Origin of the sequence: Hydrogenophaga sp. UC242_53 (assembly GCF_042696965.1) — a bacterium.
Lineage (GTDB): Bacteria > Pseudomonadota > Gammaproteobacteria > Burkholderiales > Burkholderiaceae_C > Hydrogenophaga.
In genome coordinates, this window is the sequence record NZ_CP170552.1 from 3,225,206 (window position 1) to 3,248,634 (window position 23,429).

General features: G+C 70.2%; 18 protein-coding genes, 3 pseudogenes and 1 riboswitch. Of the genes and pseudogenes, 12 read left to right on the plus strand and 9 right to left on the minus strand.

What is annotated here, in order from left to right; translation table 11 throughout:
- The first annotated feature begins 30 nt into the window (after positions 1-30).
- The 3 genes from ACFJI0_RS16250 (at position 31) to ACFJI0_RS16260 (ending at position 3,100) form a co-directional block, all read left to right on the plus strand.
- Positions 31-669, plus strand: a complete 639-nt coding sequence (locus tag ACFJI0_RS16250) for an NAD(P)H-dependent flavin oxidoreductase (protein ID WP_382321131.1) — start codon at positions 31-33, stop codon at positions 667-669.
- A 9-nt stretch (positions 670-678) separates the two neighbouring features.
- Positions 679-2,151 (plus strand): AMP-binding protein, encoded by a 1,473-nt coding sequence (locus ACFJI0_RS16255; protein WP_382321133.1) that lies wholly within the window; start codon positions 679-681, stop codon positions 2,149-2,151.
- A gap of 109 nt (positions 2,152-2,260) precedes the next feature.
- Complete coding sequence (locus ACFJI0_RS16260) at positions 2,261-3,100, plus strand: sulfite exporter TauE/SafE family protein (RefSeq protein WP_382321135.1); 840 nt, start codon at positions 2,261-2,263, stop codon at positions 3,098-3,100.
- Here ACFJI0_RS16260 and ACFJI0_RS16265 read toward each other — a convergent pair.
- Complete coding sequence (locus tag ACFJI0_RS16265) at positions 3,004-3,897, minus strand: LysR substrate-binding domain-containing protein (protein WP_382321136.1); 894 nt, start codon at positions 3,895-3,897, stop codon at positions 3,004-3,006. The genes ACFJI0_RS16260 and ACFJI0_RS16265 overlap by 97 nt on opposite strands.
- A gap of 114 nt (positions 3,898-4,011) precedes the next feature.
- Between ACFJI0_RS16265 and phnA the strand changes: the two genes are divergently transcribed.
- The 7 genes and pseudogenes from phnA to ACFJI0_RS16300 all read left to right on the plus strand — a co-directional run bounded on the left by phnA (position 4,012) and on the right by ACFJI0_RS16300 (position 13,000).
- On the plus strand, positions 4,012-5,235 hold the full coding sequence (gene phnA / locus ACFJI0_RS16270; protein ID WP_382321138.1) for a phosphonoacetate hydrolase: 1,224 nt from the start codon (positions 4,012-4,014) through the stop codon (positions 5,233-5,235).
- Between the two features lie 50 nt (positions 5,236-5,285).
- Complete coding sequence (locus ACFJI0_RS16275; protein WP_382321140.1) at positions 5,286-6,251, plus strand: Bug family tripartite tricarboxylate transporter substrate binding protein; 966 nt, start codon at positions 5,286-5,288, stop codon at positions 6,249-6,251.
- A 20-nt stretch (positions 6,252-6,271) separates the two neighbouring features.
- Positions 6,272-7,967: pseudogene (locus ACFJI0_RS16280) on the plus strand (Na/Pi cotransporter family protein).
- 30 nt (positions 7,968-7,997) lie between these two features.
- A riboswitch (cobalamin riboswitch) is annotated at positions 7,998-8,267 on the plus strand.
- Positions 8,268-8,403: 136 nt separating this feature from the next.
- Complete coding sequence (locus ACFJI0_RS16285; protein ID WP_382321142.1) at positions 8,404-9,270, plus strand: TonB-dependent siderophore receptor; 867 nt, start codon at positions 8,404-8,406, stop codon at positions 9,268-9,270.
- A pseudogene (locus tag ACFJI0_RS16290) lies at positions 9,221-10,580 on the plus strand (TonB-dependent siderophore receptor). The gene ACFJI0_RS16285 and the pseudogene ACFJI0_RS16290 overlap by 50 nt, the downstream one beginning before the upstream one ends.
- Positions 10,581-10,586: 6 nt before the next feature.
- Entirely contained in the window at positions 10,587-11,333 is a 747-nt protein-coding gene (gene fhuF, locus ACFJI0_RS16295) for a siderophore-iron reductase FhuF (RefSeq protein ID WP_382321144.1), read from the plus strand.
- Positions 11,330-13,000, plus strand: a complete 1,671-nt coding sequence (locus tag ACFJI0_RS16300; RefSeq protein WP_382321146.1) for an ABC transporter ATP-binding protein/permease — start codon at positions 11,330-11,332, stop codon at positions 12,998-13,000. Before fhuF ends, ACFJI0_RS16300 begins: the two co-directional genes overlap by 4 nt.
- A 12-nt stretch (positions 13,001-13,012) precedes the next feature.
- Here the strand turns inward: ACFJI0_RS16300 and ACFJI0_RS16305 are convergent, their stop codons facing one another.
- Positions 13,013-13,900, minus strand: coding sequence for a LysR substrate-binding domain-containing protein (locus tag ACFJI0_RS16305; RefSeq protein WP_382321148.1), 888 nt, complete (start codon positions 13,898-13,900; stop codon positions 13,013-13,015).
- A gap of 110 nt (positions 13,901-14,010) precedes the next feature.
- On the opposite strand from ACFJI0_RS16305, the gene metE reads away from it, so the two are divergent.
- Positions 14,011-16,302: a 5-methyltetrahydropteroyltriglutamate--homocysteine S-methyltransferase gene (gene metE, locus ACFJI0_RS16310; RefSeq protein WP_382321150.1), complete on the plus strand. Its 2,292-nt coding sequence runs from the start codon at positions 14,011-14,013 to the stop codon at positions 16,300-16,302.
- Between the two features lie 20 nt (positions 16,303-16,322).
- Here the strand turns inward: metE and ACFJI0_RS16315 are convergent, their stop codons facing one another.
- From ACFJI0_RS16315 to ACFJI0_RS16325, 3 genes and pseudogenes are all read right to left on the minus strand, one after another.
- Complete coding sequence (locus ACFJI0_RS16315) at positions 16,323-17,498, minus strand: acyltransferase family protein (RefSeq protein ID WP_382156041.1); 1,176 nt, start codon at positions 17,496-17,498, stop codon at positions 16,323-16,325.
- Positions 17,499-17,575: 77 nt separating this feature from the next.
- Entirely contained in the window at positions 17,576-18,535 is a 960-nt protein-coding gene (locus ACFJI0_RS16320) for a Bug family tripartite tricarboxylate transporter substrate binding protein (protein WP_382321152.1), read from the minus strand.
- 226 nt (positions 18,536-18,761) lie between these two features.
- A pseudogene (locus ACFJI0_RS16325) lies at positions 18,762-19,963 on the minus strand (FAD-dependent monooxygenase).
- Positions 19,964-20,066: 103 nt separating this feature from the next.
- Here ACFJI0_RS16325 and ACFJI0_RS16330 point away from each other — a divergent pair.
- Positions 20,067-20,774: a DUF899 family protein gene (locus ACFJI0_RS16330; protein WP_382321154.1), complete on the plus strand. Its 708-nt coding sequence runs from the start codon at positions 20,067-20,069 to the stop codon at positions 20,772-20,774.
- 27 nt (positions 20,775-20,801) lie between these two features.
- Here ACFJI0_RS16330 and ACFJI0_RS16335 read toward each other — a convergent pair whose 3' ends face one another.
- From ACFJI0_RS16335 to ACFJI0_RS16350, 4 genes are read right to left on the minus strand one after another with little or no spacing between them, the layout of a single operon-like run.
- Positions 20,802-21,326 (minus strand): DNA-binding protein, encoded by a 525-nt coding sequence (locus ACFJI0_RS16335; RefSeq protein ID WP_382321157.1) that lies wholly within the window; start codon positions 21,324-21,326, stop codon positions 20,802-20,804.
- 15 nt (positions 21,327-21,341) lie between these two features.
- Positions 21,342-21,668, minus strand: a complete 327-nt coding sequence (locus ACFJI0_RS16340) for a hypothetical protein (RefSeq protein WP_382321159.1) — start codon at positions 21,666-21,668, stop codon at positions 21,342-21,344.
- Positions 21,669-21,683: 15 nt separating this feature from the next.
- Complete coding sequence (locus tag ACFJI0_RS16345) at positions 21,684-22,367, minus strand: orotate phosphoribosyltransferase (protein ID WP_382321162.1); 684 nt, start codon at positions 22,365-22,367, stop codon at positions 21,684-21,686.
- A complete protein-coding gene (locus ACFJI0_RS16350; RefSeq protein WP_382321165.1) occupies positions 22,364-23,284 on the minus strand; it encodes a helix-turn-helix domain-containing protein in 921 nt (306 codons plus the stop codon). Before ACFJI0_RS16350 ends, ACFJI0_RS16345 begins: the two co-directional genes overlap by 4 nt.
- Between the last annotated feature and the right edge of the window lie 145 nt (positions 23,285-23,429).

Below are 23,429 nucleotides of genomic sequence, written 5' to 3' on the forward strand. Positions count from 1 at the left end.
CGCCGGCCGCGCTGGTGGAGCCGCTGCACGGTGCGGGCTGCCGCGTGTTCGCCGACGTGCGCAACGCTCGCGCACGCCGAGAAGGCGCTGGCCGCCGGCGTGGACGGCCTGGTGCTGCTGTGCGCGGGCGCGGGCGGGCAGACCGGCTGGGTCAGCCCCTTCGCCGGCGTGCGCTCGCTGCGCGCGCTGTTCGACGGCCCGCTGGTGATCGCCGGCGGCCTGAGCGACGGCCACGCGCTGTGGGCCGCGCAGGCCCTGGGCGCCGACCTCGGCTACATGGGCACGCGCTTCATCGCCACGCCCGAGAGCCTGGCCAGCGAGGCCCACCGGCGCATGCTGGTGGACGCGGGCTGGGACGACATCGTGCCGTCCAGCGCGTTCACCGGGCTGCCGGTGAACTGGCTGCGCGCCTCCCTCGTCGATGCGGGCCTCGACCCCGATGCGCTCGATGCCAGCGCCTTGAAAGCCGACGCCGCCGAGCTGTACGGCACCCGCGACACCCAGCAACGCCCCCGGCGCTGGACCGAACTCTTCAGCGCCGGCCACTCGGTGGCCGGCGTGCACGGCGTGTTGCCCGTCGCCGCGCTGGTGGACGAACTCGCCGGCCAATTCGATGCCGCGCGCCAGCGCGGCCTGGGCTTCGCACCCGCCGGCCCCTCCCGTTTTTAGGATGACGCCATGACCTCCGCCCTGCCCACGCTGATCGACCTGCTCGCGCACAACGCCGTGGCCCACGCCGACCGCCCCGCCGTGATCGACGACGGCGCGCCGCAGTCCCACACCATGCTCTACGAGGCCGTGCAGCGGCAGGCCGCCGCGCTGTCGGCCCTGGGTGTCGGCCAGGGCGACCGCGTGGTGCTGATCGCCGGCAACCGCGCCGAGGTGCTGGTGATGCTGGGCGCGGTGGCCTGGCTGGGCGCGATGCTGGTGCCGCTGAATCTGCGGCTCTCGCCGGCCGAAATGGCCCAGCAGGCGCGCGACGCCGCGCCGGTGCTGGCCGTGGTGGACGCCGCCTGCGCGCCCCTGTGGCAGGCGGCCTGGCCCGAGGGCATGCCCGGCGTGCCCACGGCGGTGCTCGGCGCGGCCAACTGGCCTTCGCTCGCCGTCGCCGGCCCGCCCACCGCGCCCCCGGTGGCACGGCGGGACGCGCCGGAACTCGGCGCGGTCATGCTGTTCACCGCCGCCGTGGAAGGCCACGCGCGCGGCGCGGTGCTGGCGCAGTCGCAGCTCACCGCCTCGGCCCGGCAGATCGGCGAGGTGTGGTCACTCGGTGTGGACGACCGCTGGCTCGGTGTGCTGCCGCTGTTCCACGCGGCCGGCATCGGCCTCTCGCTCGCGTTGCTGGCCGCGGGTGGCACCTGCGTGCTGCTGCCGCGCTTCGACCCGGCCGCCGCCGTGGCGGCGGTGGAACAACACCAGGTCACCGTGAGCGCCACCTTCGCACCCATGCTCGGCGCCATGCTCGACGCGGCCCAGGCCAGCGGCGCTTCGCTGGCCAGCCTGCGCATCGGCATGGGCCTGGAACCCCCGGCCACGCTGGAGCGCCTGGCCGCGCTGTGCCCGGGCGCCGGCTTCTGGTCGGCCTATGGCCAGGCCGAGGTGTCGAGCATGGTGTGCCTGGGCCTGCAGAGCGAGCGCCCCGGCGCCGCCGGCCGCGCCGTGCCGCCTTCGCAGATCCGCATCCAGGACGCGGCCGGCCAGCCCGTGGCCGCCGGCGTGGAAGGCGAGATCGCGGTGCGCGGCCCCACGGTGTTCCTGGGCTACTGGGACGTGGCGCAGCAACGCCCCTTCAAGCCCGCCGACCCCTGGCACCGCACCGGCGACCTGGGCCGCCTCGATGGGGACGGCTGGCTGTGGTTCACCGGCCGCGCGGCGCACAAGCAACTCATCAAGAGCGGCGGTGAAAACGTCTACCCGGCCGAGGTGGAGCAGGTGCTGCTCGAACATCCGGCCGTGGCCGAGGCCTTCGTGTTCGGCCGGGCGGATGAGAAATGGGGCGAGGCCGTGCACGCGGCCTGCGCGCTCAAGCCCGGCGCGACGGCCACCGAGGCCGAGCTGATCGGTTTCGTGGAACAGCGGCTGGCGCGCTACAAGCGGCCGCAGCGCGTGAGCTTCGGGCCCGCGCCACTGGAACGCGTGGCGCGGACCTGAGCAGCGCCTGCCGGTGCTTCGAGGGCTCGCCGGGGTCGGGCCACCCTGCGGCGCGCGGAAGCTGGTTACAGTTCTGCCCAGCCCGACAACCCTCATTCATTCAGATCCCATGTCCATGGACTTCACGCTGGTGCTCGTGCTCGGGCTGGTGGCCGGCACGGTGGGCGGCGTCGTCGGCTTCGGCACCTCCATCATGTTGATGCCGGCCCTGGTGCTGGTGTTCGGGCCGCGCGAGGCCGTGCCCATCATGGCAATCGCTTCGATGATGGCGAACGCCTCGCGGGTCGCCGCCTGGTGGCGGGAGGTGGACTGGCGCGTGGTCGGCGTCTACAGCGCGACCGGCATGCCCGCCGCGGCACTCGGCGCGGCGACGCTGCTGGTCCTGCCAGGCCGGATCGTGGAGGCGGTGATGGGCCTGTTTTTCCTCGCCATGATCCCCTTGCGCCGCTGGATGGCGCGCCAGGCCCTGGTGCTCCGGCTCTGGCATCTGGCCCTGGTCGGCCTGGGCATCGGCTTCCTGACAGGCATCGTCGTCAGCACCGGTCCCATCAACGCGCCCTTCTTTCTGGCGCACGGACTGGTCAAAGGGGCGTACCTGGGCACGGAGGCGATGAGCTCACTGGGTGTCTATGCCGCCAAGACGCTGGCCTTTGGCACGCTGGGCGGGCTGCCCCTGGCGTCCGTGGCGAAGGGCCTGGTGATCGGATCGTCGTTGATGGCCGGCGCGTTCATCGCGAAGCGCTACGTCCGCCAGCTCGACGCGGAGAGATTCCGGCTGCTCATGGATGGCCTGTTGCTGGTGGCGGGCGGCACCATGCTCTGGAGCGCCGTGGCGCAACCACTAGGCCGCGGCTACTGCGCGGCACGCTCGCTGGCGGCGTGCAGCCATGCGAGGAACTCGCGCAGGTGCTTGGGTTTGTCGGAGTCCAGTGGCACCAGCACGAAGTAGGCGCTGCCCGGCACCTGCCACCGCGGGAACGGCGTGACCAGCCGGCCGAGCTCCACGTCGGCCGCCAGTGTGGGGAAGGTGCCGATGCCGAACCCCATGCCGTCGACCACGGCCTGCAGCGTGACGAAGAAGTGGTCGAAGCGCAGCGTCTGCATCGGGCGCAGGTCCGCGCAACCCGCCGCGCCGAGCCAGTTCTCCCAGTCGCCAGGCCGGGACTCGGTGGACAGCAGCACCGCCTTCTCCAGATGCCGCGGCGTTTTCAGCGCGCGCCCCCGGAGCAGCGTTGCGCTGGCAATGACGGTCGTGTTTTCGGTGAACAGCGGCGCCACCTCGAACTGCGTCTGGTCGCCGGGCGCCCGGCGAATGGCGACATCGAAGCTGCCCTTGAGGACCGGGTCGTGGCTGAAGGCCGTGGAAATGCGCACTTCGGTGGCGGGATGGCGCGCGCGGAACTCCGCCAGCTGCGGGATCAGCCAGCGCATCGCCAGCGTGGCCGGGGCGTTGACGCGGATCACCTTGCTCGCGGCGTTCTTGCCATAGCGCCGGGACGCGTCGCTGATGTGGTCGAACGCGGCACTGATCTCGCGCGCGAAGGCTTTGGCATGTCCCGTCGCCACCATGCGCTGGCCTTCCTTGCGGAACAGGGGCTGGCCCAGCGAGTGCTCCAGCAGCTGGATCTGCCGGCTCACCGCACCGTGGGTGAGGTTCAGTTCTTTCGCGGCCTCGGTGTAGCTGCCGGCGCGTGCCGTCACTTCGAAGATGCGCAAGGCGTTGAGGGGCGGGAGCTGGTGGGGCATGGTGGGCGGGCCAGGTGGGTGGGGACGGAAACCATTTGATCCGTGATTTTTACTCACGGCAAGACGATTATTTATCGATGGTGTCAGTTTATCTATCCAAATAAGCTTCGACCCATGAACACAGCCACCCTCACCGTCAACCAGCGCACCTACAACACCCCTGGCACACCGACCGTCATCGTCTGCATCGACGGTTGTGAGCAGGAGTACATCAACCAGGCCGTGCAGGCGGGGCATGCGCCCTTCTTCGCCCGGCTGTCACAAGGGGGCACCGTGCTGTCGGGCGACTGCGTGATGCCCTCCTTCACGAACCCGAACAACCTGTCGATCGTCACCGGCGCGCCGCCCAGCGTGCACGGCATCTGCGGCAACTACTTCTTCGATCCCGAGCAGAACGCCGAGGTGCTGATGAACGATGCGCGCTACCTTCGCGCGCCGACCATCCTGGCGCAGCTCGCGCAGGCCGGGGGGACGGTGGCGGTCGTCACGGCCAAGGACAAGCTTCGCAGCCTGCTCGGCCACGGGCTCCAGGGCATCTGCTTCTCCGCGGAGAAGGCCGACCAGGCCACCCTGAAAGACAACGGCATCGAGGACGTGCTGGCCAAGGTCGGCCTGCCCTTGCCGTCGGTGTACAGCGCGGACCTCTCGGAGTTCGTGTTCGCGGCGGGGGTGATGCTGCTGCGCACCGAGCGGCCGGACCTCATGTACCTGTCGACCACCGACTACGTGCAGCACAAGTTCGCGCCGGGCACCGAAGGCGCGAACAGCTTCTACGCCATGATGGACCGCTACCTGCAGGAGCTGGACCGGCTCGGGGCGGTGATCGGCATCACCGCGGACCATGGCATGAACGCGAAGAGCGATGCGCTGGGCAAGCCCAACATCGTGTTCCTGCAGGACCTGCTGGACCGCACCGCCGGCCTGGGCAAGGCCCGCGTGCTGCTGCCGATCACCGACCCGTACGTGGTGCATCACGGCGCCCTGGGTTCGTATGCCACGGTCTATGTGTCGAACCCGGCGGACATCCCCGCGATCCAGCAACAGCTGCTGCGGATCCCCGAGGTGGAAGACGTGCTGGACCGGGCGAGCGCCGCCGCCCGCTTCGAGCTGCCGCCCGACCGCATCGGGGATCTGGTGGTGCTGAGCCACCGGCTGTCGGTGCTGGGCACCTCGAGCAGCCAGCACGACCTGTCGGGGCTCACGGTGCCGCTGCGCTCCCACGGCGGGCTGTCCGAGCAACGCGTTCCCCTTCTCTTCAACCGCGTGCTCACGGGCGTGCCGCAACGGCGGCTGCGGAATTTTGACGTCATTGACCTGGCGCTGAACCACACAGCCTAGGCCACTGGCCATCGGTGCGTTCGAAAACTTCAACAAAGGAGACATCCCCCATGATCAGCTGGAAGCAAAAAGGAATCCTGGTTTGCCTTGGACTCTGGGCGGCGGGATCCGCCACCGCCCAGGCCTTCCCGAACAAACCGGTCCGCATCGTGGTGGGGTTCGCCGCCGGAGGGTCCACCGACAAGCTCGCCCGTGTGCTGGCCCAGCGCATGACCGAACTGCTGGGCCAGTCGGTGATCGTGGACAACCGGCCCGGCGCGGCCGGCAACCTCGCGGCCGAGATGGTGGCCGCGGCGCCGCCGGACGGCTACACCGTCTTCATGGCGACGCTCAGCAGCCAGGCGATCAACCCCCATCTCTACAAGCTCAAGTTCGATCCGATCAAATCGTTCGAGCCCATCGCGCTGGGGCGCAAGTACCCCTTGCTGCTCGTCGTGCCGCCCCAGCTGCGCGTGAACTCCGTGCCCGAACTCATCGCCCATGCGAAGGCCAACCCGGGCACGTTCTACGCCTCGTCGGGCAACGGCTCGCCGGCCCACCTCGCAGGGGAGATCTTCAAGAGCGCCACCGGCACCGACGTGCAGCACATCCCCTACAAGGGCGGCGGCCCTGCCATGGTCGCGCTGATGTCGAACGAGGCGCAGTTCGGCTTCGAGACCATGCCCAGCGCCATCGGCCACGCGCGCGGCGGCAAGCTCAAGGGCCTGGCCGTGACCTCCGACCGGCGCTCCACCGCCGCCCCCGAGCTGCCGACGATGCAGGAGGCGGGCGTGAAGGACTTCTCGGTGACCTCATGGGCCGGCCTGCTCGCGCCCGCCGGCACACCGAAGCCGGTGCTCGAGCGCCTGACCCAGGCGGCGCAGAACGCGATCGGCAGCCCCACCGTCAACGCGGCCCTGGCCAGCGATGGCGCCGAACCCGGCACGGGCGGCGGCGCCGAATTCAAGCGCTTCATGGACGACGAGCTCCAGGCCTGGGGCAAGGTGGTGCGGGCATCGGGGGCGAAGGTCGACTGAGCTTGCGATCGGCTGCCGACATGAAACACCTGTTGAATCTTCTGGCGGCGATCGCCCTGCTCGTCTGGTCCACCCAGCTTGTGCGCACCGGCATCCTGCGCGTGTTCGGTGCCAACCTGAGGCAGGTCCTGGCGCGCAGCATCGGCAACCGCTTCACCGCGGCCCTCTCGGGCCTGGGCGTCACGGCCCTGGTGCAGTCGAGCACGGCGACCGCGCTCATCGTGTCGTCCTTCGTCGGGCAGGGGCTGCTGAGCCTGCCGGTGGCCCTCGCGGTGATGCTGGGTGCCGACATCGGCACCAGCCTGATGACGGTGGTGTTCTCTTTCGACCTGTCCTGGCTGTCGCCGCTGCTCATTCTCGGTGGGGTGGTGATGTTCATCTCCCGCCAGCAAACGGCCGTCGGCCGTGTGGGCCGGGTGCTGATCGGCCTGGGGCTGATGCTGCTGGCGCTGCGCCTGGTGTCGCAGTCCACCGAGGTGCTGACCCAGTCGCCCGTGGTGAAGGCGCTGCTGGTCTCCGTCAACAGCGATCTGCTGCTGGAGATCACGGTGGGCGCCGCGCTGGCCCTCATGGCCTATTCCAGCCTGGCGATCGTGCCTGCTGACCGCCACCCTCGCGGCGTCCGGTGTCGTGCCCACGGACATGGCCCTGGGCATGGTGCTGGGCGCCAACCTGGGCAGCGGTCTGCTGGCCGTGGTGACCACGGCGCGTTCGGCCATCGAGGTGCGCCAGGTGCCGCTGGGCAACCTGATGTTCAAGGCCTTGGGCGTGCTGCTGGCGGCGCCGCTGGCGCCGGAATGGCTGCACGGCATGCAGCCCTATGTGGCGGACCCGGCGACGCTGGTGGTGCTGTTCCACCTGAGCTTCAACATCGCCGTCGCCCTCCTGTTCATCGGCGTCACCCAGATCGTGGCGCGCTGGGTCGAGCGCCTGCTGCCCAAGCCCGACAAGAACCGGGTGGCCGGGCGGCCGCACCACCTGGACCCGTCGGCGCTGGCCACGCCCTCGCTGGCGATCTCCTGCGCGGCGCGCGAGGCCATGCACCAGGCCGACGTGGTCGAGACCATGATGGTCGGCATGCTGGCCGTGATCAAGAACAACGACCTGCGCCTGGCCGAGGAGTTGCGCAAGCTCGATGACTCGGTCGACGAGCTGTACTCGGCCATCAAGTACTACCTGACCAAGATCTCCCGCGAGGCGCTGGCCGAAGAAGAAAGCCGGCGCTGGGCCGACATCATCAGCTTCACCATCAACATGGAGCAGATCGGCGACACCGTCGAGCGCGTGCTGCTGGACATCGAGGACAAGAAGATCAAGATGGGGCGCAATTTCTCGGACGCCGGCATGGCCGAGATCTGCGAGCTGCACGCCCGGCTCATCGACAACCTGCGCCTGGGCATGAGCGTGTTCCTCAACGGCAACGTGCGCGACGCGCAAAAGCTGCTGGAGGAAAAGGCGCGCTTCCGGGACCTGGAGCGCGCCTACGCCACCAGCCACCTCGTGCGCCTGACCGACAACACCGTGCAAAGCATCGAGACCAGCTCGCTGCACATCGACCTGATCAGCGATCTCAAGCGCATCAATTCGCACATCTGCTCGATCGCCTACCCCATCCTGGATTGCGCGGGCGCGCTCGCGCCGAACCGCCTGCGGGCGAGCCAGGGCCTGGCGGAACACGGCCTCCGAACCGAGGCGATACCCCTGCGGGTTCTATAATCGCCGGCCGGTTCGACCCTTCCATCGGGTCGAACCGCACGGTTCGAAGGTGCCCCGCCGCCAGCCATGGCGATGGGGTTAAACGGGAAACAGGTGACGGCGTCTTTCACGGCGCAACAAGCCTGTGCTGCCCCCGCAACGGTCAGCGGATTCGGGAACGCTCACGCGATGCCACGGCATCGGCAGCCACTGCGCCTCCAGGCGTGGGAAGGCGAGAAGTTCCTGTCGCGAGCATGCCCACAACGCCTGCACGACGACGCTCCGCGAGCCCGGATACCGGCCTTCGCATCGCCTTCGGACGCTGCGGGAGTGCGTGGTCCGGGCCAAGCCGAGCTGCGTCCGCCAGCGCCGGCGCCGCCCCACCATCACGTTCCCTCCCCACGCGTTTTTCTGTCGTTGGGCCTGCGGGGACGCGGGCCGTTGGAGGAGAGTTCTCATGCGTCATTCATTGCCCGCGCGTCAGCGCCAGGGCCGGGCCTTTCGCGGCCACCGTTCATCCGTTTGCACCGTGGCCCTGATGGGCGCGCTGTCCTCGGCCGCCCTGGCGGCGCAGGACGCGGGGACGCTGGCACCGGTCGAGGTGCGCACCGAAGGCCTGCGCGCCAGCGAGGCGGCCACGGCCACCAAGAGCGCCACCCCCATCGAGCGCCTGCCGCGCTCGGTGAGCGCCGTCACCGACACCGAGATGAAGGCGCGCGACGCGCAGTCCGTCATGGAAGCGCTGGAGCACGCGCCGGGTCTGTACGGCGGTGGTTATTCGAGCGGTGCGCTCACGCGCGAGTACCCCATGGTGCGCGGCTTCCTGGTCTACCAGTACCTCGATGGCCTCAAGCTGCACGACAGCAACTGGGCCGAGGAGCCTTACGGGCTCGAACGCGTCGAGCTGCTGCGCGGCCCCGCGTCGGCGCTCTACGGCCAGGGCAGCCCCGGCGGCCTGATCGACCTGCGCACCAAGCGCCCCACGGCCGAGACCGTGCGCGAGGTGGGCCTGCGCGTGGGCAGCCATGGGCTGCGCCAGGGCCAGTTCGACCTGGGCGGCGCGCTGAACGCCGACGCCACCTGGCAGTACCGCCTCACGGGCCTGGTGCGCAAGGGCGATGGCGAGATCGACCACACCCAGTCCGATCGCCGCTACTTCGCCGGCGCCCTCACCTGGAAGCCCGACGCCGCCACCCGGCTCACGCTGATGGCGCAACCGCCAGGAAGACCCGAGCCTCACCGTGCACCAGCCGCTGCCGCGCGTGGGCACCATCGTGCCGGGCGCCAACGGGCGCTTCATCTCGCGCGGCCTGTTCCTCGGTGAACCGGCGCGCCACGACTCGGACAAGGACGCCTGGCGCGTGGGCTATGCGTTCTCGCACCGCTTCAACGAGGTCTGGTCCATCGAGCAGAACGCCGCCTACAAGAAGGTGGACATCCATGTGGACGAGATGCAGGCCACGGGTGTGGCGGCGGGCGCCACCGGCTGGACGCGGCGGCTGTTCGCGGCCGACTACACCATCGTGACCAAGCAGGTCGATACGCGCGTGGTGGCGCGGTTCGATGCCGTCGGCACGAAGCACCGCGTGATGCTGGGCCTGGACGCGGCGCGCGTGCCCAACTACCAGGGCACCGGCACCCGCGCGGCCCCGGCCTTCGCGCTGGACCTCTACAACCCGGTGTACGGCCAGGCCTTGCCGGCCAACCCCATCACGTCCAAGCGCGAGCAGCGCCTGCGCCAGACCGCGCTCTACGTGCAGGACCAGATCGACTGGGGGCGGCTGTCGGTGCTGGTCGGGCTGCGCCGCGACAAGGCCACGCTGGACCAGAAGACCGCCGTGCTCAACACCGTCACCGGGCACTTCAGCGATCCTTCGTACACCCCCAAGCGCGACCTGGCCACCACCGGCCAGCTGGGCGCCAGCTACGACCTGGGCGGTGGCTGGTCGCCGTTCGTGAACTACGCGGAGTCGTTCTCGCCCGTCACCGGCACCAGCGCGGCAGGCCGCCCGTTCGAGCCGCACACCGGCAAGCAGATCGAGGCCGGGGTCAAGTGGGTGCCGCCGGGCCGCGCCCTCGTGCGCACGGCCTCGGTCTACGAACTCAAGCAGCGCAACGTGCTCACCAACGACCTGGCCGAACCCGGGCTTCGCCACGCAGACGGGCGGGGTGCGCTCGCGCGGGGGCGAGATCGAGCTCAAGGCCGGGCTCGCGCGCGGCCTGGACGCCATGCTCTCGTACTCGGCGACCGACGCGGTCGTCACCGCGACCAACACCGTCAACGGGGTGGGCAAGCACCCGGTGGGCGTGCCCGAACAACAGGCCTCGGCCTGGCTGTCGTACCGCGTCGGCGCGGGCGCGCTCCAGGGCCTGAGGTTCTCGGTCGGCCTGCGCCACGTGGGCGAGTCGGCCGGCGACGCGCTCAACACCTTCGAGGTGCCGTCCGCCACGCTGTTCGACCTGGGCGTGCAGTGGAGCCTGGTGAACCTCTCGCCCTCGCTCAAGGGTTGGGAGACCTCGCTGGTGGTGAAGAACCTGGCCGACCGCCGCTACGTGGCGAACTGCGACAACGCCACGAACTGCTACTACGGCACGGGCCGCCGCGTGGCCCTGACCGCCTCGAAGTCGTTCTGAGCGGCCATGATGGCCTCGCCCTGGGACGGTGCCGAGCTCGACGCCGCGTTCGGCGGCCCCATGGCGCCGTTCCGGGGCCGGCTCGGCATCGGGCCACCGCCGGACGGACAGCACACCGTCGGCGTGCAGGCGCTGATGACGCCGGCGCACCTGGCCCGGGTGCGCCGGTTTTTCGATGCCGCGCACGGCGCGACCGACGCGCGCGTGGTGGCGTCGATCTGGTCGAAATGGCACTTCGCCATCGTGATGCCGGCCTGGTTCATCGGCCGCGTGCTGATGGGCCGGCGCCTGCCCACCGCGCTCGATGGCGTGAGCTTCGACCAGGACGCGCAAGGCCGCACGCTCTGCCTGCGCCTGCCCGCGCCGGGCGAACCCGACGGCGAGGCCGGCGACCCCGACACGTCCTGGCACGAATTCCTGCACCAGCACCTCGTGCCCTTTGTCGAACAGATGGCCGAGCGCACCGGCGTCACGCGCCGCGTGCTGTGGAGCAACGCGGGCAACCTGTTCGAGGCCTTCATCCGCCGACTGGATGAGACCCACCCCGGCTTGCGCGGCCTGGCGCCCGCGCGCGAGTGGCTGGAGATGCCCACCCCCCTGCACCGCCCGGTGATCTACCTGCCGCGCGCCGAGGGCGTGCACCGCATGCGGCGCATCTGCTGCATGCGTTACCTGGTGCCGGACCGCGTGTTCTGCACCACCTGTCCGAGTCCCCTGCTCAACGCGTCCAACAGCGCGTGCCGACCCCCATGACCACCCCATCGAAACGCAGCCTGTGGCGCTCCCTGAAGGACGGCATCCGCCTGGCGCGGCCGTACTTCGGTTCATCGGAGCGGGCCATGGCCCGCGCCCTGTTCATCGGCGTGATCGCGCTCCAGCTGGCGATGGTCGGCATCGACGTCGCCATCAACCACTGGCGCGGCGCCTTCTTCGAGGCGCTGCAGCAGCGCAACGGCGGCGAGTTCATGCGGCAGATGTGGATCTACTGCGGGATCGGCGTCGGCTTCGTGCTGGTGAACACCTTCCAGACCTACGTGACGCAATGGCTGTCGATCCGCTGGCGCCGCTGGATGAGCGACGGGCTGGCCGCGCGCTGGCTGGACGGGCCGGTGCACTACCGCCTGCAGGTCATGGGCGACGGGCCGGACAACCCGGACCAGCGCATCGCCGAGGACGTGCGCTCGTTCGTGCGCCTGGCGATCTCGCTCACCGTCGGCCTGATCGGCGCGCTGGTCTCGCTGGCGTCCTTCGTGTTCATCCTGTGGGAGCTGTCGGCGAAGGCGCCACTCACCTCGCTCGGTCTGTCGTGGGACCTGCCGGGCTACCTGGTGTGGGCCGCGCTCGCCTACGCGATCGTCGGCACGGTGATCACGCACCTCGTCGGCCGCCCGCTGATTCCGCTGGAGGTGGAGCAGGAGCGGCGCGAGGCGGACTACCGCTACGCGCTGGTGCACGTGCGCGACGACGGCGAGGCCATTGCCCTGGCCCGCGGCGAAGCGTGGGAACGCGCCGGGCTGGCGCGCCGGTTCGAGGCGCTGATGCGCAACACCTTCGCGCTGATGCGCCGGCAGCGCTCGCTCTCGTTCTTCACCATGAGCTACCGCCACGCCTCGCTGGTCTTCCCCTACATGATCATGAGCCCGCTGTACTTCGCCGGCAAGATGACGCTGGGCGTGCTGATGCAGGCGGGCTCGGCCTTCGCGCACGTGCGCACCGCGCTGTCGTACCTGATCACCTCGTACACCACGATCGCGGAAGCCGCCGCGGTGATCCAGCGGCTCACCGAGTTCGAGGCGGCGATCGAGCAGCGCCGCCAGGCGCGCACGGCCTTGCCGATCGCCCCCACCGCCGCGGAGGGTCTGTCGGTGCGGGGGTTGAGCGTGGGCGCGCCCGGCCACGGAGCGCCCATCGCCCAGGTCGATGCGCTGCAGGTGCGGGCCGGTGAACAGCTGCTGATCGTGGGCGCGCCGGGCGCGGGCAAGACCAGCGTGATGCGCGCCGTGATGGGCGCCTGGCCACTGGCCTCGGGCGAGGCGGCCAGCGGCTTCCTGCGGCCCTGGGTGGTGCAGCAGCAGAGCTACCTGCCCCTGGGCGGCAGCCTGCGCGAGGACCTGCTGTACCCGATGGACGCGGCCGAGGTCCCGCTCGCGTCGGCGGCGGCCGCGCTGGAGGCGGTCGGGCTGCAGCGGCTCGTCGAGCCGCTGTCGACCGACGCGCCGTGGAACGAAGCGCTCTCCGCCGGCGAACGCCAGCGCCTGGGCATCGCGCGGGCCCTGCTCGTGCGCCCCGATGTGCTGTGGCTGGACGAGGCCTTCAGCTCGCTGCCGGCCGATGAAGGACGGCGGCTCTACGGGCTGCTGCGGCGCGAGCTGCCGGCCATGGCATCGTGGCCCTGGCTCACGAGGCACCGGCGTGGCTGAGCCCGACCCGGGTCATTGCGCTCGCCGGCGCGCCAGTTCGATGAAGGCCTGCAGGTAGTCGGTCTGCAGATCGGCCTCACGCGCGCCGAGAAAGATCTGCTTGGCGATGCCGCGCGGCCCCAGGCGCACGGGCACCACGTCGACCTTGGCCGCGTACTCCTCCACCAGCCAGCGCGGCAGGGCCGCGACGCCCCGGCCGCTGGCCACCATCTGCAGCATGATGTCCGTGGTCTCGATGGTCTTGTGGCGCCGCGGCGTGATGCCGGCGGGCTGCAGGAACTGGTTGTAGATGTCCAGGCGGTCGGTCTCCACCGGGTAGGTGATCAGCACCTCCTGCGTGAGCTGCCGGGGCTTCACGTAGGGCAGCCCGGCCAGCGCATGGCCCCGCGCGACCACCAGCACCTGTTCGTAATCGAACACCGGCTCGTAGCGCAGCCCGGGCTTGTAGAGCGGGTCGGGCGTGACCAGCAGGTCGATCTCGTGGCCGAACAGCGCGCCGATGCCGCCGAACTGGAATTTCTGCTTCACGTCCACGTCCACGTCGGGCCAGGCCGCGAGGTAGGGCGAGACGACTTTCAACAGCCACTGGTAACACGGGTGGCATTCCATGCCGATGCGCAGGCTGCCGCGTTCGCCTTTCGCGAACTGGCGCAGCTGGTCTTCCGCCTGGTCCAGCTGCGGCAGCACGCGCCCGGCCACGGCCAGCAGGTACTGCCCGGCCTGCGTGAGGCGCAGGCTGCGGCCTTCGCGCAGCCAGATGTCGGTGCCCAGCTGCTGCTCCAGCTTCTTCATGCTGTGACTCAGCGCCGATTGCGTGACGCACAGCACCTCGGCCGCCGCCGTCAGCGAGCCCTGTTTCTCGACTTCCTGCACCACGGCGAGATGGATGCGTTCCAGCATGATGAATGAGTGAAATTCATGAATACGTGAGATAAGACCATTTTACTTCATCGATCCATTTGCCTACCATCCGCCGCTCTTTCCTTTCAATTTCCACCTCAGAGCGGCCCATGACCACCCTCCACAACCTCGGCTTTCCCCGCATCGGCGCCCGGCGCGAACTCAAGTTCGCGCTCGAGTCCTACTGGAAGGGCGAGTCCTCGCGCGACGCCCTGAAGGCGCTCGGCGCGCAATTGCGCCAGCGCCACTGGGCCGACCAGGCCGGCCTGGACTTCGTGCCCGTGGGCGACTTCTCGTTCTACGACCAGGTGCTGGACATGAGCTTCACGCTGGGCAACCTGCCCCAGCGCGTGAGCGGTTTCCATGGTGATGCGCTGGACAACCTGTTCCGCGTGGCCCGGGGCCGCTCGGCCCAGGCCGTGGAAGAGCACGGTGCCTGCTGCGGCGGCGTGGCCGCGGGCGAGATGACCAAGTGGTTCGACACCAACTACCACTACATCGTCCCCGAGTTCACGGCCACCACCGACTTCCAGCTCGACGCCTCGCGCCTGCTCGCGCAGCTCGCCGAAGCCCAGGCCCAGGGCGTGAAGGCCAAGCCGGTCATCGTGGGCCCGGTGACCTACCTGGCGCTGGGCAAGGCCAAGGACGGCAGCGACAAACTCGCGCTGCTGCCGCGCCTGCTGCCGGTCTACACGCAGCTGCTGGACGCGCTGGCCGCGCAGGGCGTGGAGTGGGTGCAGATCGACGAACCGCTGCTCGTCACCGAACTCGACGCCGAGTGGCAGCACGCGTTCAACACCGCCTACCACCACCTGAAAATCTGCCGCACCAAGCTGCTGCTGGCCACCTACTTCGGCCCCCTGCTGGAGAACAAGTACCTGGCCGCGAACCTGCCGGTGGCCGGGCTGCACATCGACACCCTGGACGCGCGCGACGACGTGCTGCCCCTGATCCACCTGATGCCCGCGCACAAGGTGCTGTCGCTGGGCGTCGTCAGCGGGCGCAACATCTGGAAGACCGACCTCACGGAACTGCTGGACTGGCTGGAGCCGCTCGCGCAGCGCCTGGGTGAGCGGCTGTGGATCGCGCCCTCGTGCTCCCTGCTGCACGTGCCGGTGGACCTGGGCAGCGAACAGAAGCTGGACGCCGAGGTGAAGTCCTGGCTGGCCTTCGCGCTGCAGAAGCTCGATGAACTGAAATTGCTGGGGCGCGCGCTGAACGAAGGCCGCGACGCCGTGCGCGACGAACTCGCCGCCAACCGCGCGGCGCTGGCGGCGCGCCGGGCGTCGGCGCGCGTGCACAAGCCGGCGGTGCAGGCCGAGGTCGCGGCGATCGACGCGCGCCTCGGCCAGCGCCAGAGCCCCTATGCCGAGCGCGCGCCGCGGCAGGCCGCGCTGCTGAAGCTGCCGGCCTACCCCACCACCACCATCGGCTCGTTCCCGCAGACGGCGGAGATCCGCCACGCGCGCAGCGAGTTCAAGGCCGGGCGCCTCGACGCGGCGGGCTACCGCGCGGCCATGCAGGCCGAGATCGCGCGCAGCGTGCGCGAGCAGGAAGCGCTGGGCCTGGACGTGCTGGTGCACGGCGAGGCCGAGCGCAACGACATGGTGGAGTACTTCGGCGAGCAGCTCGACGGCTATGCGTTCAGCCAGTTCGGCTGGGTGCAGTCCTACGGTTCGCGCTGCGTGAAACCGCCCATCCTGTTCGGCGACATCGCCCGGCCCCGCCCGATGACGGTGGAATGGATCACCTACGCGCAGTCGCTCACGGACAAACCCATGAAGGGCATGCTCACCGGGCCGGTCACGATCCTGAACTGGTCCTTCGTGCGCGACGACCAGCCGCGCTCGGTCTCCTGCCAGCAGCTCGCGCTGGCGATCCGCCAGGAAGTGCTGGACCTGGAACAGGCCGGCGTGCGGGTGATCCAGATCGACGAGGCGGCGCTGCGCGAAGGCCTGCCGCTGCGCCGCTCGTCATGGCAGGACTACCTGGGCTGGGCGGTGGAATCGTTCCGCCTCACCGCCAACGGCGTGCGCGACGAGACGCAGATCCACACCCACATGTGTTATTCGGAGTTCAACGACATCCTCGCCTCGATCGCCGACATGGACGCCGACGTGATCACCATCGAGACCTCGCGCTCGGACATGGAGCTGCTCGACGCGTTCGACCACTTCAACTACCCGAATCAGATCGGCCCGGGCGTCTACGACATCCACTCGCCCAACATCCCCACGCAGGACCACATCGTGCAGCTGATGAAGAAGGCGGCGCGGCGCATCCCCGCCGAGCGCCTGTGGGTGAACCCGGACTGCGGGCTCAAGACCCGCCAGTGGCCCGAGGTCATCCCGGCGCTGGGCAACATGGTGGCCGCGGCGCGGGCCTTGCGCGCATCGGCCTGAGGCCAGCCCCCCGGCCGGGATCAGGCCAGGCCGCCGGCCGCGCCGGGCAGGTCGCGCCGGGGCCGGGGGTGGCGCTTGCCATTGAGCAGCTGGCTGATCCAGGTGTGGCGCACGAAGAGCTGGTAGCTGCCCAGGCAGACCAGCGTGGTGGCCGTGATGTTGATGGCGATCTTGAGCAGGGCGGGCAGTGGCAGCTGGTACAGCAGCGCGCCGAACAGGATGGTGAACGGGAAGTGCACCAGGTAGACCCAGTAGGCGCTCTCCGCGAGGTAACCCAGCACCCTGTGGCGCGACTGCAGGAAGCGCAAGGCCAGGCCGATCGACGCGAAGGCCCAGAGCCAGGCCGCGCAATGGAAGCTGTAGGCGCCCAGCAGCATGGGGCCGTGGCGCTGCGTCACCAGGCCGGACAGCAGGTAGAACCCCAGGCCGAGTGCCGCGAAAAGCCCCCAGCGGCGCTGGAACTGCGCGAACAGCACCGCCTGCTGCCCATGCAGCATCAGCCCGAAGCCGAAGTACACGCCGTAGTGCACCCACTCGTTCCACGGCGGCAGGAAGGAGCCCGAGTTCACGATGAAGCCACGCGGGTAGCCGGCGGTGGCGGCCAGCAGCGGCAGCGCCAGCAGCGCGAAGCCCCAGGGCCGGCGCGCCACCCAGGCGAGCACCGCGCCAGCGGGCGCGAACCAGCGCCGGGGCAGGCGCATCAGCCCGGCGGTGATCACGCAGAACCACAGCAGCAGCCACAGGAACCACATGTGCATGGTGCTGATGCCGCGGTCGGGCACGTTCGCGGCCACGGCCAGGTCGAACCCCCATTGGTTGAGCGCCAGCCGGTTCAGGAACAGCAGCGCCGCCAGGCTGGTGAGCACCCACAGGATGGGCCAGAAGATCGCGAACGGCAGGGCCAGGCGCGCGAGCCGGTTGCGCAGCAGGCCGCCCGGGCCGCGCGATTCGGCCAGCAGCGCCGCGAAAAAACCCGCCAGGATGAAGAAGGCGGGCATGCGGAACACGTGGATGAAGCTCACCAGGGCATCGGCGAAGGCCGTGCGCTGCTCGTCGAGCCAGACGTTGGGCATGGGGTGCGTCGTGTAGACCGCGGCCACATGCAACACGATGCCCAGCCACATGAGAATGGCGCGCAGGTTGTCCAGCGCGTGGAGGCGGACCCCAACGGGCGCGGGCGCAGCGTGTTCACTCATGAGAGCGCGACATTAGCAGTTCGTGGGCGTTCGCGCCACCACCCGCGAGACCCCGCCAGCCGGCGGGGAGCAGCCGCTCAGCCCGGGCGGATGTGGTTGCGCTGGATGACCTCGGCCATGGCGGCCGTGTCGCTCTTGATGCGGCGCGCCAGGCCTTCGGGGCCGGTGCCGGCGACCTGCCAACCCTGGCCGAAGATCTTCTGGCGGATGTCCTCGCGGCGCACGATCTCGGTCAGCAGGGTGCGCAGGCGGTTCACGTGCGCCTTGGGCAGGCTGTTGGGCGCGGCCACGGCGTTCCAGATCTCGAGCTGGAAGTCGCGCACGCCGGCCTCGCTCAGGCTGGGCACGCCGGGCACCAGGCTGCTGCGGCCGGTCGACGTGACGCCGATGGCCTTGAGCTTGCCCGCCGTCACCTGCGGCATCGCCAGGCCCGGGGGCAGCAGCGACATCTGCACCTGGCCCCCCAGCATGGCGGTGATGACCTGCGGGTTGCCCGGGTACGGCACGTGCACCGGCGCGATGCCGGCGCGGCTCTTGAGCAGCTCCATGCCCAGGTGGGCCACGGTGCCCACGCCGGGCGTGCCGTAGTTCCACTTGTCGCCGGAGGCGCGCGCGGCGGCGATGTAGGCCGCGCCGCTCTCGGCCACGCTGGCGGGCACGCTGAGCACCAGGGGCGCGACGGCGATCAGCGAGACGGGGGCCAGCTCGGTGATCGGGTCGTAGGTGGTGTCGGGGTTGAGGATCTTGGCGATCGTCATGTTGCCGTTGATCATCAGGCCGATGGTGTGGTCGTCGGTGGCGCGGGCCACCGCCGCGGCGGCGATGTTGCCGCCGGCTCCGGGCCGGTTCTCGATCACCACCGGCTGGCCCAGGGCCTGCTGCAGCGGCTCGGCGAGGAGGCGCGCGGTGAGGTCGGGCGAGGAACCGCCGGGGAAACCCACGATGATCTTCAGCGGCCGGCTGGGCCAGGCGGCCTGGGCGTGCGCGCTGGGCAGCACGGTGGAAGCGGCCACGGCGGCGGCGGTGGCGCAGGGCATGGCGGCGGGTGACGGGGGTGTTCTGGAAGTTCATGTCTGCCTCTGGTTTCGGGATGGATGCACAAGGATTCTCACTGCTCCGGAGCGCGAGCCGCAACGAAAGAAGTGCACCCTCCAGAGGCATCAAGGGTCCGGCTGCGCCGGCCCGAGATGCCGTCCCCCCTCGAAGCGCCGGAGGCGCGCCACGGAGGGGGGAAGCCGCGCAGCGGCGCAGGGGGGTGTCTCATCATCTCATCGGCTCGGGCGGTCCGTCGTAGAGCCACGTATTGTCCAGCAATCGTTCGCCCAGCATGCTCATGGCGGAGTCCCGCGCCCAACGCAGCATGCCCTGGGCGTGGAAGACCACGCCGTTGCGCTGCGAGAGCTTCTGCACGCGCGCGTTGCGCTGCCAGCGGGTCCGGGCGTAGCGCGACAGCCGCAGCGCCCAGTCGCTGCCGGCCTCGCGGTCCTGCACCAGGCGCCCGAGCGTCCAGGCGTCCTCGATGCCATGGCCGCGCCCTGCGCGAAATAGGGCCGCATGGGGTGGGCCGCGTCGCCCAGCAGGGCCACGCGGCCGCGCGCCTGTTCGTGCGGGCCGCGCAAGGCGGGCCGGTCGTTCAGCGGCCACAGCGTCCAGTCGGGCACGGCCGCGACCATGGCCATCAGCTCGCCGCAGGCCGGGCCCAGGGCGCGCCGCAGGTCGCTGGCGTGGGCCTCGTGCGTCCAGCCCTGGGGGTCGTCGCCGGGCGGCAGCTGGCCTTGCACCACCGCCACGAGGTTGAACCAGTCGCCCTGCTTCACCGGGTAGTGCACCACGTGCAGGCGCGGCGCCAGCCAGGCCGTGACCAGGTTGGCGCGCAGGGGCGTGGGCAGGTCCACCGAGCGCACCATGCCCCGGTAGGCCAGGTGGCCGGTGGCGCGCACGGGCGGCCCGCCGAGCAGGCCGGCGCGCACCCGGCTCCACAGGCCATCGCAGCCGATCAGCGCCTCGCCCGACAGCGTCTCGCCCTCCTCCAGCGCCACCTGCACGCCCTCGCCTTCTTCCGTCCAGCTCGCCAGCCGCGCGCCCAGGCGCAGCTGCACCTCGGGCCGGCGCTGCACCGCGCTCAGCAGCAGGCCGTGCAGGTCGGCGCGGTGCAGGGTGGCGTAGTGCTGCCCGTGGCGCGCCAGCGCCAGGGCGCCCAGGCGCAGGTGGCCGAGCTGGTTGGCCCGGTGCGCGTCGCGCACGCGCAGCGCCTCCGGCAACGCGGCGCAGGACTGCAGGGCGTCCATCAGGCCCCACTCGGCCAGCACGCGCACCGCGTTCGGCCCGAGCTGCAGGCCCGCCCCCACCTCGCCAAAGGCCTCGGCCTGTTCCAGCACCACCGAGCGCACGCCCGCGCGGGCCAGCGCGAGGGCGCAAGCCAGTCCACCAATGCCACCGCCCGCCACGATCACTTGTTGGTTCATGCGCGCGATTGTGCCGCCCCGGCCGGGCTGCGTGAGGTAGCGCACCAACAAGGCTGGGGGAACGCGATAGGCTGGCACTTCGATCACCCGGAAAGGACCTCCGATGACCGCCTCGCTCCAGCCCGCCACCGAACTGGCCCGGGCGGCCAGCCAGCCCTACCCCAACGACAGCAGCGAGTACCGCACGGCGCGCACGGCGCTGCTGGCCGAAGAGATCGAACTGCGGCGCCACATCGAGCGCGTGGCCGCGCAGCGGCGCGCGTTGCCGCCGGGCGGCGTGGCGGCCGATTACGAGTTCCGCGACGAGAACGGCAAGACGGTGGGCTGGAAGGCGCTGTTCGGCGCGCACGACACGCTGGTGACCTACTTCTGGATGTACGGGCCGCAACGCGAGCGGCCCTGCCCGATGTGCACCGCGTTCATCGGCTCGCTCGACATTCCCGCGCGCGACCTCTCGCAGCGCGTGGCGCTGGCGGTGATCGGCCGCTCGCCGGTGGAGCGGCAACTGGCCTTCGCGCGCGAGCGGGGCTGGAAGAACCTGAAGTTCTACGCGACGGTGGGCGACCGCTTCGCGCGCGACTACCGGGGCCTGGCACCCAATGGCGAGGAGTGGCCCGCGCTCGATGTCTGGGTGCGGCGCGACGGCCAGGTGCGGCACTTCTGGGGCTCCGAGCTCGGCGGCACGGCCGACCCGGGCCAGGACCCGCGCGGCGCGCCCGACCCCACGCCGCTGTGGAACATCCTGGACCTCACGCCGGGCGGGCGCGGCACGGACTGGTACCCCAGACTGGACTATGGCAACGGCGCCTGAACGCGCGCTTGCCGAGGGGCGAAGGGATCAGGCTTTCAGCCGGTCTTCGATGAACGCGACGACGCGCTCGAGGCGCTGCACGACCAACAGCTCGCCCGGCATGTCCGCGAACTGCGCCCGCGGCCCGAAGGCGATGACGGGTTTGTGGAACGCCAGGCACAGGCGCACCTCATCGCGGGTGCCGTGCGCACCCGGCAAGGCCACGACGACGTCGCTGCTCAGCACGTTTACGTGGTTGCGCGTGTGCAGCTCGGGTGGATCGGATGCGGCGCGGCGCGGGAGCGGCGTGACGATCCGGATGTCGACATGCGCGTTGGGGTAGCCCTCCAGCGGCCGAAAACCGTGCTCGGGGTCGGCCAGGGTGGGCAGCACCCCGATGGCGCAACCGCGCCGGCCGGGGTGTTCGTGAAACGCCTTGCCCACGCTCGCCATCACGCCCTGGCCACCGCCTGTGAGCAGGTGGTGGCCGGCCTCGGCGATCCACGCGCCCAGTGGTCTGGCGAGCCGGTTCCAGGGTCGGGAGCCCGAACCCATGACGCCGATGACGGCCATGGCACCCGGGGACGTTCAGAACGCCTGGACGTTCCACTCGTAGTCGAGCGCCACGGCGCTCACCGCGGCCAGGCGCTCCTCGGGCGACTGGGACAGCGACGCCAGCAAGCGCGCATTGAACGCGTCGAGCGTCGCCTTGGCCTGGTCCGCCTGCGCGGGGTCCACCGCCTGGTCTTCGAACTTCTGCACATAGGAGTGGGCCGCGACGCCCACCACGAAATACAGCGCGGCGTTGTCCGGATCCGTCTTCATGAGGGCGAACGCGCCTTTGTAGAACGCCTTGAACTGGTCGGTTCCCGCCAGGCCCTGCGCAAACGTCTGCGCGATGTGTTGAAAAGTCATGCCGGAGGTTCTCCTTTAAGCGGGGACAGGGGACACGGGGGAGGATGCGATGCCACCATGGGCCTCGGACCACGCCCCCGGGGTTCGAAGAAATGCGGCCCATTCCGCGAGGGCCGATGGGTCGAACCCATCGCGCCCGCGCGCGGCATCCAGCACGTCCTGCCAGGTGCACAGGGCATGGACCCGCATCTGGTGCGCGTGCAGCATCGCGGTGGCATCGAAGGTGCCGTAGTCGAAGACCACGAAGACGTCGCGGACCACGGCACCCCGCGCGCGCAGTGCCTGGCAGAAGGTGAGCTTGGACAGGCCCGCGGCCATCAGGTCGTCCACCAGCAGCACCGCCGAGCCGGGCGCCACCACCCCTTCCACCTGCGCCTGGCCCACGGCCCGCTTGCGAACGTATTGCAGGGGCAGGTTCAAGGCATCCGCCATCCAGGCCGCGAAAGCGATGCCGCTGGACTCTCCTCCCGCCACGGCGGCCAGGCCCTCCAGGGCGCCGGCGGCGCGAAGCCGGGCCAGGGCCTGCTCCAGCAGCACCTGCCGCGTCCGCGGAAACGAAATCAGTCGCCGGCAATCCATGTACACCGGGCTGGCCCAGCCCGATGGCAAGCGGAAAGGCTCATCGGTTCGGCAGCTGACGCAGCCCGCCTCGATCAGCAGCTCGGCCACCGCGTGGGCGGAGGATGGGTTGGGCATCATGGCGACTCCGTCAATGGGTCCACCCGCTCCAGCAGGCGCCGCAAGCGCTGCGCGCCCGTGCGGCCCTTGTAGGCGCTCTTCCAGAGGCGGCCGATCATGTCCTCGTACAGGCGCACGGCTTCGGGTGAGGCGGTCACGGTGGCAATGCCGTTGCGCACGTTGGGCAACTCGCCCAGCCGGAAAGGGCTCACCGCCAGCACGGTGCGCTGGTTCCCGGAGAACAGCTGGAAGGTCGACGAGGGCATGGCATCGTCGATCAGGCCGATCTGCACATTCAGCGGCTCGCTCTCCATCAGATCGGCAATGCGCACCACTTCGTTGCGCGCGGCCCGCACGCGCTGCATCCGGACCTCGTGCGGGAGATCGACCCGCCCGACCAGCCCCGTCAGCACGAAGCGCTCCAGCTCGCGCATGCCGATCAGGCTCACGATGCTCATGCGGCGCTGCTCGAAGAACCGCCGACGCTCGGCCAGGATGGTCAGCATGTCCTCCACTTCGCCCTGGCGCGCTTTGCCCTGGGACTTCGGCGAGGCCTCGAGCAGCATTTCCCGCAGGTGCGTGAGGTACTCGTCGGAGGTCAGCAGCAAGGAAATGGGTTCGAAGTGGGCCAGGATGCGGTCGGATGTCTGCTCGAGCTGGCGCATGCGTTCGAACAGACCCAGGGCGTTCGAGTAGTACTCGACCTCCACCCCCAGCAAGGAGGCCAGCGACGTGTTCAGCAGCTGGGCCAGCCTTTCCAGGGTCTCGATCTTGACGATCTCGCCCTTCTCCATGCGGTACACCACCGCGCGCGACACGCCGAGCTGCTCGGCCACATCCTCGGCCTGCAGCGACGCGCCGATGCGATAGGCCTTGAGCCGGTTGCCCAGGTCCGCATAGTCAATCGAGGAAGCTGGCGGCAAGACGGGTGTGCTCATCTCTTTTTCACTCGGTCGAATCAAAAAAGAGAATATAGGGCACCTGCTGGAAAAGACATACCGGCATCGGGCGGGTGAGCCAGTCCCGCCGCGCACCGTTCGGCGGCGCACCCGCATGCCAGGGGGAAGAACGGACGAATTCATG